This window comes from Okibacterium endophyticum (genome assembly GCF_054780075.1).
Genome location: NZ_BAAGXA010000008.1, coordinates 88938 through 105232, shown reverse-complemented (window position 1 = coordinate 105232; position 16295 = coordinate 88938). Strand labels below are relative to the sequence as shown.

Genomic DNA, 16295 nt, shown 5'->3' with positions numbered 1-16295 from the left:
CAGTGTGCACAGTCGCCGTCGCCGACGTGCGAGGGTTGCGCCGATGACCGGCTGCCGGATCACAACGCAGACGGCATCGGCCGGACGGCACAGGAATCCGTGCAGTCCGGCCGATCCAGGTCGCCGTCGCCCCGCGCAGAGAAGGGCAATCGGGTGAGGTCAGCTCACGCCGAGCAGATCGATGACGAAGATCAGGGTCTTGCCCGAGAGCTGGTGACCGCCACCGGCAGGGCCATAAGCGAGCTGCGGCGGAACGGTGAGTTTCCGACGTCCGCCGACCTTCATACCGGGGATGCCCTCCTGCCAGCCCGCGATGAGGTTGCGCAGGGGAAAGTTGATCGACTGCCCGCGACTCCACGACGAGTCGAACTCCTCTCCTGAGTCGTACTCGACACCCAGGTAGTGCACGTCGACAGTAGACGACGCCTGCGCCTCGTCTCCGTCGCCGACGGTGATGTCGACGACCTGGAGCTCATCTGGTGCGGGCCCTGTCGGAGCATCGACCTCTGGTTTGGTGTTCTGAGAATCAGTCATGGATACATCCAACCTCTTCTGCCGCGCGGCGTCAAAAGACGCCACGCCACGCGTCAAAGACACCGACCCCATGCTGGTGCTCACCCTGGCTGAGCACCCGTGCATCCGCGAGGTGTCCCCGTTTCGGGCAGACCCTCCGGCGTGCGGGGAACGGCAGCCGCCTCGCACGCTCTCGCCGGGCAGAACTAGACTCGTGCCGATGACCGGCGCCGACTACTCTGCCCTGACCAGACCCGTTTCGAAGGACGAGGTCAGGCAGTTCACCTTATGGGCCAGATCATCGGGATGGAGCCGCACGGTTCTTCCGCCGCTCACACCGGCATCGGTCATCGGGCTCGTCATCGCGGGCCTGACCGTGCTGATTCTGCTACCGATGTGCGGCATGATCGTGATCGCGAGCAGCAATGCGGGTGTGGCTGCGACGGCTCTTCTGTTCGCCGTGCCGACCTGCCTCATGGTCATCGGCGCCGTCACCGCGTTCAGGCACGGCCGTCGTCCATCGGACTGGGAACGGCGTTTGAGGCTGCGTGAGTTCGCCGAACGAAACGGCGCCGTCTACCACGGATACACGGACGCACCGGGTTATGCGGGCATGATCTTCGGCGTCGGCAGCAACCGACACGCACACGACCACCTGCGCGCAGCCCATGGTCGCCCGCTCGACATCGGCAACTATCGATACGACGTGAAGCAGGGCAAGAGCTCGCGCACCTACCAGTGGGGCTTCATCGCGATGCAGCTCGATCGTCGCCTTCCGCACATGGTGCTCGACGCCACGCAGAACAACCTGCTCCTGGGCAGCAATCTGCCGCACTACTTCGGAAAAGATGCGGTGCTCTCGCTCGAGGGCGATTTCAACAGGCACTTCACGCTCTATTGCCCGCCGCGGTATGAACGCGACGCTCTCTATGTGTTCACCCCAGACCTCATGGCGCTGCTCATCGATCACACGTCGGCGTTCGACGTCGAGATCGTCGACAACTGGATGTTCGTCTATTCGACGGCTCCGTTCGATCTCACCCAGCCGGCCGTGTGGCAACGACTGTTCGCGATCGTCAACATCGTCGGCTCGAAAGCCGTCAGACAGACCGCGCGATACGCAGACGAGCGGGTGGCGGATCGCACCCTCGATGTCGTCGCGCCCCAGGGGCGACGAATGTCACGGAAAGTGCCGGGTGCGACCCTCGTTGTTCTCGGCTTCGCCGCCTTCGGCGCATGGATCGCCTTCCAGGCGACAGGAATTCTCACATGACCCTTGCGCTCGTGGCGGACGAGAGGCATCCTTAATGCACAAACTCATCGCCCAGGGAGTCTTGCAGGCAGCGCCGCAGCACCGGGCGATGAGTTCTTTAACGCAGGCATCATTACGGCCCGAGCAGCACGGCCCTGTCGGTTGCGACCGACTCGAGCAGCTCCCGCTCCGTCCTGCGGTGAACGAGCTGGTTGCGCCCCGTGATGATGCGCTGCCTGGTGTAGGCGAGACGTGTGGCGTCTGTGATGAAACGGCGCATCACAAGCCGCTTGTCCCCGGGGAGCGACGCCGCCCACGAGCGAGCCTGCCGTCGCCCGGTCCAGCTCGCGAGCATCCTCACCTCAGCAGGCGTGAACCAGCCGGCCGCTGCATACTCGCTCAGTCTCGCTTCGGTGATCCTGATCTCATGGCGTCTCACGAACACGGTGAGCAGAATCCATCCGATGAAGAGCGGGACCTGCACGAGCACGTAGTAGAGCACGAACCCTTCGATGCTGCTCACCAGAAAAAGCGCCCCGTTCCACAGCGAGTGCAGGGCGACGGCGGAAGCCAGGCCGATGGCGAACCATCCGAAAACGCCACCCACACCGGACCGGCGAGCCGCGATCCCCACCGTCAGACCGGTCAGAGCTGTGAACATAACGTGCGCGAACGGCGACATCATCGCGCGAACCACGAACACCATCCCGAAATCGCTGATGCCGCCCTCCACCACGGCCGCGGCGAAATAGAGGATGTTCTCGGTGAAGGCGAACCCGGCCGCGATCACCGCGCCATACACGAGGCCGTCGAGCGGTCCGTCGAAATGCTTGCGTGCCACAAAGAAGATCAGCAGCACACCGAGACCCTTGGCGAGTTCTTCGACAAGGGGGGCCTGGATGGCTGCCGCGATGAACCCGTTGACGCCCTGCCCCGTTGACAGCACAGAAGCGATCTCGAGTCCGAGGCCGACAACGAGCGCCATCAGAACCGCGGCCGCAGCGCCCCACATAAGCGCGAAGAAGAGGGCGAGGCGCGGCTCCGGTTCCCACCTGTCGATCCAGAGCACCGCTCCCATCACAACCGCCAGCGGCACAAGTGCGGCGACCAGCGACAGAGAGACCGCAAGGGCGCCCATCGAGGCCACGAAAAAGACCAGCAGACCGATGAGTACAACAACGAGCACACTCACGCCGATGATTCCTAGCACCGCACCCGCAGACGTCTTGCGCACCGGTTGCGACCAGACCGGCTGCTGATACACGGGCGCGAGCACCGGCTGCTGGTACGGCGGACGGCCGAATCCGGCAGGTCGAGTGTATGACGGTCCCGTGTAGATCGGCTGCGGCGGATAGTACGCCTGGCGGGCGGGCCGAGAGAAACGCGGCTGCTCCGAATACGACGGCAACGCATCGCCTGTCGACGGAGGGAAGGTCATCCCATCAGGCTAATGCGGGATGCTGGGCGTCTGCCCGAGGAACGCTGCACAGATACCGTTCATCGACCGTCGAAAGCTGCCGATAGCCTAGAGCAGTGAGATTCGCACATCTGATCGACGAAGATTCCCCCGAGGCCGGCGCCAGGCTCGCCGTCGTAGAGCACGCGGGCGCGCTCTTCGTCGACGAGGTCCTCGCCGACGCTCCACGCACCCTGCAGGCGCTCGTCGAGGCCGGGCATCCGGAACTCGAGAGGGTGCGCACCGTCACCGCGACCGCCCTCGCACAGAATGTGCCATTGACGTCGCTCGACGCGGTCAGCCATGCCTCAGCCGTGCTCGCACCGCCCCAGATCATCGCGATCGGGCTCAACTACGCGGCCCACTCGAATGAGCTGAACCTCAAGGCCGACAACGCCCCCACGGTGTTCTCGTTGTGGACGAACTCGCTCACGGGTCACAACCAGACGACCACCTGGCCCCGTTCTCTCAGCGAGTCGATCGACTACGAAGCAGAGCTCGGCGTGATCATCGGCACACCGGCGAAGAACGTCTCGGCCGAGAATGCCCTCGACCACGTGTTCGGATACACGGTGGTGAACGACATCACGGCCAGGGACATCCAGTACTCAGAAGCTCAGTGGACACGGTGCAAGTCGTTCGACGGCTTCACTCCCACAGGACCCGTCGTCGTCACAGCGGACGAAGTCCCCGATCCCCAGAACCTGCACATCAGCACGGTGCTCGACGGGCACCTGATGCAGGACTCCTCGACCGCGCTGATGGTGAGGTCGGTCGCTACCCTCATCGAGCATCTGTCCCAGTCGATCACGCTACTGCCCGGCACGCTGATCTCGACCGGCAGCCCCGGGGGAGCCGGATACTCGCGCGATCCACAGGTCTTTCTGCGCGACAGGTCGAAAGTCACGGTGGCCGTCGATGGGATCGGCGCCTTGACGACCCACTGCCGGATGCTCTGAGGCAGTTCCTCAGGCAGTGTGCAACGCGTGTATGGCACCGGTCGTTAGAGCGCGGCGTCCCTGTTCTTCTGGGTTGTGCGGGTCTTCTGAGCCGCACGGGGCGGGGAGTCGTCGACATCGATGACGGGAATGGCCGTGGTGACGGCTTCGAGCCCGCTGAGCCGCGCCGGCGACAGCTGCTTGGTGACCTCTTCGCGTGTCATCAGTCTCGATTCCACAACGAGATCGGCGATGTTCCGGCCGGTCAGGAGCGCCGTCTTCGCGAGTGCTGCCGCCGCCGAGTAGCCGATGAACGGCGTCAGCGCGGTGATCACGCCGACAGACACCCCGACCATGTTCTCGAGCCGTTCTTCGTTGGCGGTGATTCCCTCGACGCAGTTCACGCGCAGGGTGTAGCAGGCTTGTGCCATCCACATGATCGACTGCATCAGGGAGTGCGCGATCACGGGCTCGAAGGCATTCAGCTGCAGCTGCCCGGCCTCGGCGGCCATCGTCACGGTCATGTCCGCCCCGACCACGGAGAACGCGACCTGGTTCACCACTTCGGGAATCACGGGATTGACCTTGCCCGGCATGATGCTTGACCCGGCCTGTTTCGGGGGCAGGTTGATCTCACCGAACCCCGCCTGTGGCCCGCTCGAGAGCAGCCGCAGGTCGTTGCAGATCTTCGAGAGCTTGATCGCCGAGCGTTTGAGAGTGCCGCTGAACGACATAAAACCGCCCGCATCGCTCGTCGATTCCACAAGGTCAGGGGCTGTCTCGAGACGCAGTCCCGTGATCTCGATCAGATGCCTGAGAACAACTGCCGCGTAGCGGGAATCAGCGGTGATGCCCGTTCCGATCGCCGTCGCGCCCATGTTGATCTCACCGAGCAGCCCGACGGTCTCGGTCAGGCGGGCGTGGTCTTCACCCAGTGTCGTCGCGAATCCGTGGAACTCCTGCCCCAGCGTCATCGGCACGGCATCCTGAAGCTGTGTGCGACCCACCTTCAGCAGGTGCCGGAACTCCCCCGCCTTTGTGCCGAACGACTGACGAAGCAGATCGAGCTCGGTGAGCAGTGTTCTGAGCGAGAGCGCCAGCGCGATCTTGAGCGACGTCGGGTAGACGTCGTTCGTGCTCTGGCTTCGGTTGGTGTGATCGATCGGCGACAGGTATCCGTAGTCGCCCTTCGGCCGCCCGGTCAGCTCGAGCGCGACGTTGGTGATGACCTCGTTCGCGTTCATGTTGGTCGATGTGCCCGCACCGCCCTGGATGACGCCGACCACGAACTGGTCGTGGAACTCTCCGTCGATCACGCGCTGGCATGCCCTGTCGATGAGGTCGCCCTTGGTGCGGCTCAGGGTGCCGAGCTCGACGTTCGCTCGAGCGGCCGCCTGCTTCACACACGCGAGGGCGGTCACGAGGTCGGGGTACACAGAGATCGGGCGCTTGCTGATCGGAAAGTTCTCGAGCGCCCGTGCGGTATGGATGCCCCAGTAGGCCTCAGCGGGGATCTCAAGCGAACCGAGCGAGTCGGTTTCAGTACGAGTCTCGCCGGACACCTGCTGCATATCGAACCTCCGTGGTTGATCCCTGTTCCTCGACTCTACGTCAATGCCCCACGTCGATGCCCGGTGATGATGCTCTGTGTGACATTCCCCTCCGCTCTCACGCGCGAGTGCCCGGAAAACCATCCAAAACCCACGACTCTCGCGCAGCTCTTCTGGCACGATCAGCGCTTGCGCGAGAACGCCTCGAGCCGCTCGTCTGCGGTCATCGCCTCGAGCTCCTGCACGAATTCCTCGGTGAACGTGTCTGCCGTGACGAAGTCGCCGATCGGCACCACCGAGTGGGTGATGCGGTCGTCGTAGACATGCACAAGCTGGAACGACTGGCCGCCGTTCATGCCGTTGACGACCCGAGGCGGGAGTGAGAGATTCATGGTGTAACACGTGGCGGCCGCCACCGAGACGGGCACTCCGGCGAACATCGAGTGCGTCGAATAGTGCAGGTGCCCCGCAAGAATCGCACGCACGTCGCTGCCGCGAACGACGTCGGCGAACCGCGACTGATCGCGAAGCTCGAGAATGTCGAAAATCGGCTGAGGCGCGGGCACCGGCGGGTGGTGCAGCCCGAGTATGGTGCCTCTGGGCGCGGGAACAGCCAGTTCCGCATCGAGCCACGCGAGCTGTTCCGGGCTCAGCTCCCCGTGGTGATACCCGGGCACACTCGAATCGAGCCCGATGACGCGCAGGCCGTCCAGGTGCCAGACACGGTCGAGCGGATGCTCCGACTCCGGTTCGCGGAGCAGGTCGCGGCGCAGCGCGGCGCGTTCATCGTGATTGCCCATCAGCAGGATCAGCTCTGCTCCGAGCTGCTCAGCACGAGGCTCGACGATCGCACGCAGGCGACGGTAGGCATCCGCTTCACCGAGGTCTGCGAGGTCGCCGGTGAAGACGAGTGCAGACGGCCGGATGCCCATGGTCTCGACCTGGGCGAGCGCCTGCAGCAGGTTCGCCTCTGTCGCGATGGTCTGATGCAGCGGTGCTCCACCCGCGAGAAAGTGAGTGTCGCTGAGGTGGACGAGAACCTGCTGCGCCGGAGGATGCTGGCCAAGCTGAACGCTCATGCGAACGAGTCTATGTCGCACCGCCCACACCCGTCTCGTCGCTCACCGCCGCGCCGGCACGGCATCCCGCCGGCAGCACGACTATGACATCAGCGGTCAGCCGAACAGGGCCTCGATCGGTCCGCGCGCGAAGTAGATCAGGAACCCGAAGGCGACGATCCAGAGCAGGGGGCTGATCTGGCGTGCCTTGCCGCTCAGTGAGCGCAGCACGACCCACGCGATGAAGCCGGCGCCGATCCCGTTCGCGATCGAGTAGGTCAGCGGCATGATCGTGATCGTCAGGAACACGGGCAGCGCGAGTGAGAAGTCACTCCAGTCGATCTCACGGATCTGCGCCATCATCAGGGTTCCGACCACAACGAGCGCCGCAGACGCGACCTCGCTCGGAACGACCTGCGTCAGGGGCGTCAGGAACATCGCGAGCACGAAGAGCAGACCGGTGACCACGTTCGCCAGGCCGGTTCGGGCTCCTTCGCCGATGCCCGCTCCCGACTCGATGAAGACCGTGTTCGACGAGCTCGACGCCGCTCCGCCCGCAACGGCGCCGATCCCCTCGACGATCAGCGCGGACCTGAGTCGCGGAAAGTTGCCCTTCGCGTCGTCGAGACCCGCCTCTTTCGACAGTCCGGTCATCGTGCCCATGGCATCGAAGAAGTTCGTGAAGACGAGGGTGAAGACGAGCATCACAGCCGCGAGCACGCCGATGCGCTCGAAACCCCCGAACGAGAACTGGCCGACCAGTCCGAGGTCGGGCAGACTGACCACCCGGGTGGGCAGAGCTGGCACCGAGAGGCTCCACCCTCCGGGGTTCTCTCCTCCGTTCGAGGCGCCCACCCTGAAGATCGCCTCGAGAATGACGGCGAGGATGGTGCTGACCACGATTCCGATGAGCAGCGCCCCCTTGACCCTGCGTGCGACGAGGGTGCCGGTGAGCAGCACGGCGATGACGAAGGTCACGGTCGGAAGCGTCGCGATCGAGCCGCCGGAGCCGAGGCCGACGGGCGGAGACGTGATTCCTGTCGCCGTGACGAACCCGGCGTTGACGAGGCCGATGAACGCGATGAACAGCCCGATGCCGACGGTGATCGCGACCTTGAGCTGCACGGGAACCGCATCGAAGATCATCCGCCGCAGGCCGGTCGCGGCGAGCAGCACGATGATGAGCCCGTTGATCACAACGAGGCCCATGGCCTCCTGCCAGGTGACCTGACCGACGACGCTGACGGCGAGAAAGGAGTTGATTCCGAGACCGGCCGCGAACGCGAACGGCAGCCGGGCGACGATGCCGAACAGAATGGTCATCACGCCGGCCGTCAGGGCTGTGGCCGCAGAGACCTGGGCGAAATCGAGCGAGGCGCCGTCGACGTCAGGGCTGCCGGACAGGATGATCGGGTTCAGGATCACGATGTACGCCATCGCCACGAACGTGACGATTCCGCCCCTGATCTCTGCTCCGAGAGTTGAGCCGCGCTTGGTGATCTCGAAGAAGGAGTCGATTCGATTCGACGCGGGCGGTGCGGATGTCTGTGCCACCGATGAGCCTTTCTGGGCGGTGAGGACGTAGGTGTTGCGAACTCGCGGATTCCAGCTTATTGGCCGGCATGCATCCGCGCGGCGCCGTCAGCCGCCGTGCAGGGCGGGGACGATCAGGTAGATGCCCCACAGCACAGCGACGCCGCACAGTGTGAAGCAGGCGTACGCCCCAGCCTGCGCGAGTCGCCTGAGCGCGGGGCTCAGGGGATTCTTGCGCGCGGCTTTCGCCGCCTTCTTCTCGGCCTTTCGAACCTGCTCGGCGGTGAGCACTGTTATCGCGTCGGTGAACTCGGCGGGAGTGACGACCGGCACACGGCCGGCCGCGACGAGCAGTGTGAGACCGAGCGCATACAACCCGACGACCACAACTGTCGCGACGAGGGCAGACGCGAGCACAACAACGAAAGCGAACCAGTCGATCATGGCAGGTTCACCCGCTTCGGCTCAGGGTCGTCCTCGATCTCGACGACTTCGCCAGAGGCCGCGACCTCGCTCAGCACGTTCCTGTGGTTGATCTCGTTGAGGCGCGATCGCCAGAAGATGAACCAGATCACCGCGATACCCACAACAGCATCGAAGACGATGCCCCAGGTCCCGAGATGCGCGATGAATGCGGCGAGTGCTCCGACGAGCCCGGCTGCCGGAAGGGTCAACAGCCAGCCCATGCCGATGCGTCCGGCGGTGCCCCACTTCACTTTGGATCCGCGCCTTCCGAGGCCGGAGCCGATGACCGAGCCAGATGCGACCTGTGTCGTCGACAGGGCGAACCCCAGGTGGCTCGAGGCGAGGATCGTCGACGCGGTGGCGGTCTCGGCGGCGAACCCCTGCGCCGGTTTGACCTCGGTGAGCCCGGTGCCGAGGGTCTTGATGATCCTCCACCCGCCCATGTAGGTTCCGAGTGCGATGGCGAGGGCGCAGACGGCGATCACCCAGAACTCCGGTCCGGTCCCCGTTGCCTGTGCACCCACGGCGATGAGGGTGAGCGTGATGACGCCCATGGTCTTCTGGGCGTCGTTCGTGCCGTGTGCGAGCGCGACCAGCGACGACGAGAAGATCTGGCCATAGCGGAACCCGGAACGGCCGTCCGGCTTGCCGTCGTAGCGCCTGGTGATCGCATACGCCATCTTGGTGGCCGTGAACGCGACGAGCCCGGCCGTCGCGGGAGCGATGAGGGCGGGAAGGATCACCTTCGACATCAGCACAGAGGGATCGATCGCCTGGAATCCGAAGCCGACGAGTGCAGCGCCGATGAGCCCGCCGAACAGTGCGTGTGATGAACTCGACGGCAGCCCGAGCAGCCAGGTCAGCATGTTCCACACGATCGCGCCGATGAGCCCGGCGAAGATGAGCTCGGGGGTGATGAAGACCCCGCCCTCACCCTCGCGGATGATCCCGCTCGAGATCGTGCGGGCCACCTCCGTCGAGAGGAACGCGCCGACGAGATTGAGAATCGCGGCGAGGCCGACGGCGATCTTGGGTTTCATCGCGCCGGTGGCGATGGGCGTCGCCATCGCATTCGCCGTGTCGTGAAAACCGTTTGTGAAGTCGAAGAAGAGCGCGAGTGCGATGACGAGCACAACGATGAGGGTGATGTCCACCGGCATAAGTCCTGAGTCTGGGCTCCCGCGCAGACGCATCCACCGACATGTTCATGGGGAATTCATCTGGAAGAGGTTGCCTGTTAAGCGGCCATCACGATGATTACACCCGCGCCACCGCCCGTCAACTCGATCTGCCGCCGCCGGTCATCCTCTCAACGGCCTCCTCCGCCGCCGCCTCCGCCTCCGCCCCCCGCGAATCCCCCGCCGCCGGAGCCGCCAGACGCGCTCGACACCGCGCTTCCAGACCACGGTGTGCTTCCCCCTGAGGCAGAAAGTCCGGCCAGCGAGCTTGCGAAGACGACAGACGAGAATCCACGATCGCTGTGATACCAGTCCGGCGAGGAATGCGACCGGTCGTAGTAGTCTCCGAGCTCCTGTGCCCATTCCTTCTCGACGCCCCAGAGCACCGCATAGGGCAGCAGCTTCTCATAGAACGTGACCATCTCGAGGTCGTCGCCGACGTTCACGCGCTCTGCACCCGTCGGGCTCTGCAGCATCTCGATCCGGTCTTTCTCTGCGAGTCTGAGATAGTCACGCAGCCCGAGCAGGTGTTCCCTCGTCTCTGCCCCAGCCGGAGTGAGCGCTTTGCGCGGCGAGACGGCGATGAACGTGCCGATGGCCAGCACGATGCCGGCGATCATACCGCCGATCGTGAATGCGTTCGTTCCATAGAGCACAGCAGAGGCCACGAGCAGCCCGACGGCGCAGAGCACGAGCGCGATCGCGATCGCGACGGTGATCCACGCTTTCGGAACACGACGTGTGACCCGATAGCCGGCCGCGACCGAGCGGGCTGGCGCCTGAGTGAACCACTCGACGACGACTTTTGTGAGCGCAGTGTCTTTCGCGGTGATGTCCCTGAGCGTTCCCGGCGCCGCTCCGGCGCCGAAGAGCTCGTCGACCACCTGCCGATCTCCCGCAGAGAGACCATCTGGATTCAGCAGTTGCAGGCGGTAGCCGTCGCTCCCGGTTGCGGAGCCGTCGATGATGCGCAGGTGCCGCCGAACGGCGAGCGAGATCAGGCTCGCCGGCATGGCCAGGTTGACCCTTCCGATGAGGTCGCCCGCGACGAAGAGGTCGAGGTCCTTCGGGGCCGCGTATTGGGCGACGACGATTCCGCGCCCGCGTGCATCCCGGGTGTGACGGTGCCTCAGCACCATACCGGTGACGAGAGTCGCGACGAGGCCCGCGACGACGACGAGGGGCACCCAGGTGAAGATCGGCCATGTCGAGGGGATCTCGGGCTCGGTGAAGGTGCCCGGCTCGAAGGCGATGGCCATCGTGAAGGTCTCATGGGCGGCGAGCACAGTATCGGGTGAGCGGAGCACGTGCGCATCACCCGAGTCCGACTCGCTGATCTCGCACTGCCGGTCTGAACCTTGCGAACCCAGATAGCACGTGTTCTGCCCCGTCAGGCTGTCGCTCAGTTCGTTCGGCACCACAACACTCATCTGCGCGCCGTCGAACGGCTGCGCCCATCCGGTGCCAGGCGCATTCCAATAGAACTCGGCTGCGTCGGTGTCGTCGAAGCTTCGCACCACGTCACGCTGGGTATAGGTGACCACGTAGGTCTGCGTGCCGTGCACATACTCGTCGGTTCCCAGCGAGAGCAGGATGAAGCCGTCCTCGGTCTCGGAGTCGTCATAGGGGATGTCATTGCCAGAGGCATCCGTCACCGATTCGATCTGCGTCTTCCAGTGCACGCCGTCGGAGCCCTCTGGGATGGCACGGATGATCCCGCGATTCTGATCGAACTCGGGGAACTCGGCCACGAAGGTCTCGACGCTGCGCAGCGTCGAATGCCCCTCATCGTCTCGCCCGAGGGTGTACTCCCCCTCGAACGACGAGAACCTGAAGTCGTCGACACCGGCTGGCACGGCGGCGGCCGTCACCGTATCGGCTCGTTCACTCGCCTCCGCGGGTGACGACCACAGGCCGCCGACGAGTGCAGCGGCGAACGCGATGCCGAGCACCACCGCTGTCAGCGGGGCGAAGCGAAGGATGAATCTGCTGCTGACTGTGATCACCCGGACAGCCTAACCAGTGTCTATCGGTGAGAGGAGGTGAGAGGAGAAGAGTGAGGGCACGTGCGCGCTACATCTCTTCGTGGGAGTTCGGGTCACCGCCGAAGAGACGCCCGTCCCGTTTCGCGAGCCCCGTGATCGCCTCGACCTCGGTGTCGCTCAGTTCGAAGTCGAAGACGTCGAAATTCTCTCGCTGCCGTTCTGCCTGACCGGATTTCGGGATGGGCACCACCCCGCGCTGCAGATGCCACCGCAGAACGACCTGGGCGGGAGTGCGCTCCCTGGCGTCTGCGATCTGACGCACCACCGGCTCCTCGTATGGCTGGGCGCGCTTGCCGAGCGGGCTCCAGGCCTCTGTGACGATGTCGTGTTCGCGGTGGAACTCGATCAGTCCCTGCTGCGGAAAGTACGGGTGCACCTCGATCTGGTTGACGGCGGGCAGAACACCCGTCTCTGCGGCGATGCGCTCGATGAACTCGCGGGTGAAGTTCGAGACGCCGATCGATCGCACCCGGTGCTGCTTCTGCAGCTCGACCATGGCTCGCCACGACGCCGCGTACTTGTTCACACTCGGATTGGGCCAGTGGATGAGGTAGAGATCGATCTTGTCGACGCCGAGTGCCGCGCACGATGCGTCGAACGACCGCATCGTCTCGTCGTATCCGTGATCGCGCCCAGGCAGTTTGGTCGTGACGACGAGCTCATCGCGGTGGACGCCGGACTCGGCGATCGCACGGCCGACGATGTCTTCGTTCCGGTAGTTCACGGCTGTGTCTATCAGACGGTAGCCGACATCGACGGCCGATCGCACGGCGGCAACGCCCTCGTCGCCCGTCAGCGGATAGGTTCCGAATCCCAGCAGCGGCAGGGTCGTTCCGTCGTTGAGTCGGTGCACAGGCTGTCTTGTCATGTCTCGACCATACGTGAGGCACGACGGTGCCGACCAGGGCGTGCGCAGGAGGTGACGGTCACCGGTAGCGTGAGTGCATGGCCGAAACGATCGCATCACCGCCCGCCGCGCCGAAGCATCCCACCGTCAGGGAGCATCACGCAGACACGTTCGTCGACGATTACGAATGGCTGCGGCAGAAGGACGACGAGGCCGTCATCGAGCATCTGAAAGCCGAGAACGCGTGGACCGAGCAGCAGACCGCGCACCTCGCCGATCTGCGACAGAGGGTCTTCGACGAGATCACGTCGCGGACTCTCGAGACCGACCTGTCCGTTCCCGTTCGCGAGGGCGACTGGTGGTACTACTCGCGCAGCATCGAGGGAAAGCAGTACCGGCTGCACTGCCGCGCTCCGATCGCGTCTGCTGACGACTGGACGCCGCCACCCCTCGACCCAGAGACGCCCGTCGACGGCGAGCAGGTTCTGCTCGACGGCAATGCTGAGGCCGATGGGCACGAGTTCTTCTCGCTGGGCTCGTTCGACGTCTCCCGAGACGGCGCACGACTGGCGTGGGCCGTCGACACGGAGGGCGACGAGCGCTTCACCCTGCGGGTGCGCGACCTGGCGACGGGCCAGGACCTCCCGGATGAGATTCCGGGCACCTCCCACGGTGCCACGTTCTCGCCCTGCGGCCGGTACGTGTTCTACACGACCGTCGACGCGTCGTGGCGGCCAGACACCCTGTGGCGGCACGAGGTCGGCACGGCGCATGCCGACGACGTTGTTGTGCTGCGCGAGCCGGATGAACGCTTCTGGGTCGGCGCCGGCACAACGCGCAGCGGCCGCTACATCGTGATCGCGCTCGGCTCGAGCGTCACAAGCGAATGGCACCTCATCGACGCGGCTGACCCGACCGGTGAGCCCCGCGTCGTCTGGCCGAGACGCGACGGCGTCGAATACGCGGTCGAGCACGCGGTGATCGGCGGTGAAGACCAGCTGCTGATCGTGCACAACGTCGACGCCGAGAACTTCGAGCTTGTTATGACAGACCCCGTTGCCCCCGGCACCGGACCGCAGGACTCCCGCATCGTGCAGGCACACAGCCTCGAGATGCGTATCGACGATGTCGAGGCGTTCGCCGGGCACCTGCTGCTGAGCTATCGGCGCGAGGGGCTGACCCGCATCGGCGTCGCAACACTCGATCAGGTCGCAGCGCCGGCCGATGTCCGTTTTCAGGAGCTCGCATTCGACGAGCCGCTGTACACGGTGTCGTCGAGCGGCAACCCGGAATGGGCGCAGCCGACGGTCCGGCTCGGCTACGGCTCGCTCGTGACACCGGCGACGGTGTATGACTACTCGGTCTCGACGGGCGAGCTCACCCTCCTGAAACGGCAGCCCGTGCTCGGCGGCTTCGACCCGGCTGACTACGAACAGACACGCGAGTGGGCTCAGGCAGACGACGGCACACGCATCCCGATCTCGCTGGTCTGGAAACGCGGCGCCTCGAGGCCGGGCCCCGTTCACCTGTACGGTTACGGCTCATACGAGGCGAGCATGGACCCCTCGTTCTCTGTGTCCCGTCTCTCGCTGCTCGATCGTGGGGTGACCTTCGCGATCGCGCACGTGCGTGGCGGCGGTGAGCTCGGACGCTCCTGGTATGAGCAGGGCAAGGCACTCGCGAAGAAGAACACGTTCACCGACTTCGTCGCCTGCGCCAGGCACCTCGTCGACGCCGGCTACACCACTCCGGACGCGCTTGTCGCTGAAGGCGGCAGCGCGGGCGGCCTGCTGATGGGCGCCGTCGCGAACATCGCACCGGATGCCTTCGCCGGCATTCTCGCCAGTGTGCCGTTCGTCGACCCGCTCACCAGCATCCTCGACCCGACACTGCCGCTCACCGTCATCGAATGGGACGAGTGGGGAAACCCCCTCGACGATGCCGAGGTGTATGCCTACATGAAGTCGTACTCGCCGTACGAGAACGTTCGTGACGACGTGGAGTATCCGCGCATCCTGGCGGTGACGAGCATCAACGACACCAGGGTGCTGTATGTGGAGCCCGCGAAGTGGGTGGCCAGGTTGCGCGAGGCGGGTGCGTCAGTGCTGCTGAAGACGGAGCTGAGCGCCGGACACGGCGGCGTCAGCGGGCGTTACAACGCCTGGCGCGAGCGCGCGTTCGAGCTCGCCTGGGTGCTCGACGTGCTCGGGCTCGCCGACTGAGTCGCGCCACTCGTCGCCCTGCGCCACTCGGGGCGGCATCCCGCGTGCTTCCAGGTGACCTTTCCGGACGCAGGTGGCCGGCGAAGCGAGCACATCGGTCCGGAAAGGTCACATAGGGGGCGGATCAGCCGATAGGGGGCGGATCAGCCGAAGAGGATCGCAGCCTCGTCGTAGCGCTGCTGCGGCACGGTCTTCAGGCCGCCGAGGGCATCCGCGAACGGAACGTTCTCGATGTCGGTGCCGCGCAGCGCGAGCATCGTGCCCCACGCGCCGTCCATCACCGAGTCGATGGCCGCCATGCCGAGACGTGTGGCGAGTACCCGGTCGTAGGCACTCGGCACTCCCCCGCGTTGCAGGTGCCCGAGCACCGTCGCACGCGACTCGATGCCCGTGCGCTCCTCGATGGTGGGCGCGAGCACCTCGGCTATGCCGCCGAGCCGCGGGCGGTTGAACGCGTCTAGCCCCTTCTCGGAGTGCGGTGACTCCATCGTGTCGAGGGTGAAGCCCTCTGACACCACGATCACCGGCGCGCGACCCCTGTTGCTGACGCTCTCGACCCACTCGCAGATCTGCTCGATCGACTGGGGCTGCTCCGGAACGAGAATCGCGTGTGCTCCGGCAGCCATGCCCGCGTGCAGGGCGATCCATCCGACGTGCCTGCCCATCACTTCGACGACCATGCAGCGTTTGTGCGACTCACCAGTGGTGCGGAGCCTGTCGATGGCTTCTGTCGCGATCTCGACGGCCGTGTCGAAACCGAATGAATAGTCCGTCGCCTCGAGATCGTTGTCGATGGTCTTCGGCACGCCCACGATCTTCAGGCCCGCGTCTGTGAGGCGCTTCGCCGCAGCGAGGGTGCCCTCTCCGCCGATGGCGATGAGCGAATCGACGCCGAGGCGGTCGAGGGTCGCCTGCACGTTCTCCGGCCCCCCGTGCGGGCCATCGAAGGGGTTGGTCCTGCTGGTGCCGAGGATCGTGCCGCCCTGCTTGCTGAGACCTCTCACACTGTGGCGGTCGAGCGGCATCGTGAGCCCGTCGACGACTCCGCGCCAGCCGTCCCGCATGCCCACGAACTCCTGGTTGTGGATCCTGGTGCCTTTCAGAACGGCACCTCGGATGACGGCGTTGAGTCCGGGGCAGTCGCCACCGCTTGTGAGCACACCAATTCTCATGTCGTTTCGGTTCCTCTGCTGGGGGTCGGGAATGAAATGATCAGCGCCGTTGCTGCATATGCAGAC

At 65.1% G+C, this 16295-nt stretch carries 13 protein-coding genes; 3 read left to right on the top strand and 10 right to left on the bottom strand.

The window, feature by feature from the left end:
- Positions 1–159: 159 nt before the first annotated feature.
- Positions 160–534, bottom strand: coding sequence for an FKBP-type peptidyl-prolyl cis-trans isomerase (locus ACYVF5_RS12415; RefSeq protein ID WP_460946832.1), 375 nt, complete (start codon positions 532–534; stop codon positions 160–162).
- On the opposite strand from ACYVF5_RS12415, the gene ACYVF5_RS12410 reads away from it, so the two are divergent.
- A complete protein-coding gene (locus ACYVF5_RS12410; RefSeq protein WP_460946830.1) occupies positions 533–1786 on the top strand; it encodes a hypothetical protein in 1254 nt (417 codons plus the stop codon). The two genes, ACYVF5_RS12415 and ACYVF5_RS12410, sit on opposite strands and share 2 nt — an antisense overlap.
- A 112-nt stretch (positions 1787–1898) precedes the next feature.
- Here ACYVF5_RS12410 and ACYVF5_RS12405 read toward each other — a convergent pair whose 3' ends face one another.
- A complete protein-coding gene (locus ACYVF5_RS12405; protein ID WP_460946828.1) occupies positions 1899–3203 on the bottom strand; it encodes a PrsW family intramembrane metalloprotease in 1305 nt (434 codons plus the stop codon).
- 95 nt (positions 3204–3298) lie between these two features.
- Between ACYVF5_RS12405 and ACYVF5_RS12400 the strand changes: the two genes are divergently transcribed.
- A complete protein-coding gene (locus ACYVF5_RS12400; RefSeq protein ID WP_460946826.1) occupies positions 3299–4180 on the top strand; it encodes a fumarylacetoacetate hydrolase family protein in 882 nt (293 codons plus the stop codon).
- A gap of 44 nt (positions 4181–4224) precedes the next feature.
- On the opposite strand, the gene ACYVF5_RS12395 is transcribed toward ACYVF5_RS12400, so the two are convergent.
- The 7 genes from ACYVF5_RS12395 to ACYVF5_RS12365 form a co-directional block, all read right to left on the bottom strand.
- The gene (locus tag ACYVF5_RS12395) at positions 4225–5730 is read right to left on the bottom strand and encodes an aspartate ammonia-lyase (RefSeq protein ID WP_460946824.1); all 1506 of its coding nucleotides are present in this window, start codon (positions 5728–5730) and stop codon (positions 4225–4227) included.
- A gap of 161 nt (positions 5731–5891) precedes the next feature.
- Complete coding sequence (locus tag ACYVF5_RS12390) at positions 5892–6788, bottom strand: phosphodiesterase (RefSeq protein ID WP_460946822.1); 897 nt, start codon at positions 6786–6788, stop codon at positions 5892–5894.
- A 96-nt stretch (positions 6789–6884) separates the two neighbouring features.
- Positions 6885–8321, bottom strand: coding sequence for an NCS2 family permease (locus ACYVF5_RS12385; protein WP_460946820.1), 1437 nt, complete (start codon positions 8319–8321; stop codon positions 6885–6887).
- 87 nt (positions 8322–8408) lie between these two features.
- Positions 8409–8744: a peptidase gene (locus tag ACYVF5_RS12380; RefSeq protein WP_460946818.1), complete on the bottom strand. Its 336-nt coding sequence runs from the start codon at positions 8742–8744 to the stop codon at positions 8409–8411.
- Positions 8741–9919 carry an inorganic phosphate transporter gene (locus ACYVF5_RS12375; RefSeq protein ID WP_460947025.1) on the bottom strand — a complete coding sequence of 393 codons (1179 nt, stop codon included), beginning with the start codon at positions 9917–9919 and terminating at the stop codon, positions 8741–8743. The genes ACYVF5_RS12380 and ACYVF5_RS12375 overlap by 4 nt, the downstream gene beginning before the upstream one ends.
- A 155-nt stretch (positions 9920–10074) precedes the next feature.
- Positions 10075–11949 carry a DUF2207 domain-containing protein gene (locus ACYVF5_RS12370; RefSeq protein WP_460946816.1) on the bottom strand — a complete coding sequence of 625 codons (1875 nt, stop codon included), beginning with the start codon at positions 11947–11949 and terminating at the stop codon, positions 10075–10077.
- A gap of 67 nt (positions 11950–12016) precedes the next feature.
- Positions 12017–12856 carry an aldo/keto reductase gene (locus tag ACYVF5_RS12365; RefSeq protein ID WP_460946814.1) on the bottom strand — a complete coding sequence of 280 codons (840 nt, stop codon included), beginning with the start codon at positions 12854–12856 and terminating at the stop codon, positions 12017–12019.
- Positions 12857–12933: 77 nt separating this feature from the next.
- Between ACYVF5_RS12365 and ACYVF5_RS12360 the strand changes: the two genes are divergently transcribed.
- Positions 12934–15057 carry a S9 family peptidase gene (locus ACYVF5_RS12360; protein WP_460946812.1) on the top strand — a complete coding sequence of 708 codons (2124 nt, stop codon included), beginning with the start codon at positions 12934–12936 and terminating at the stop codon, positions 15055–15057.
- 143 nt (positions 15058–15200) lie between these two features.
- On the opposite strand, the gene ACYVF5_RS12355 is transcribed toward ACYVF5_RS12360, so the two are convergent.
- Positions 15201–16229 (bottom strand): 6-phosphofructokinase, encoded by a 1029-nt coding sequence (locus ACYVF5_RS12355; protein ID WP_460946810.1) that lies wholly within the window; start codon positions 16227–16229, stop codon positions 15201–15203.
- Positions 16230–16295: the final 66 nt, after the last annotated feature.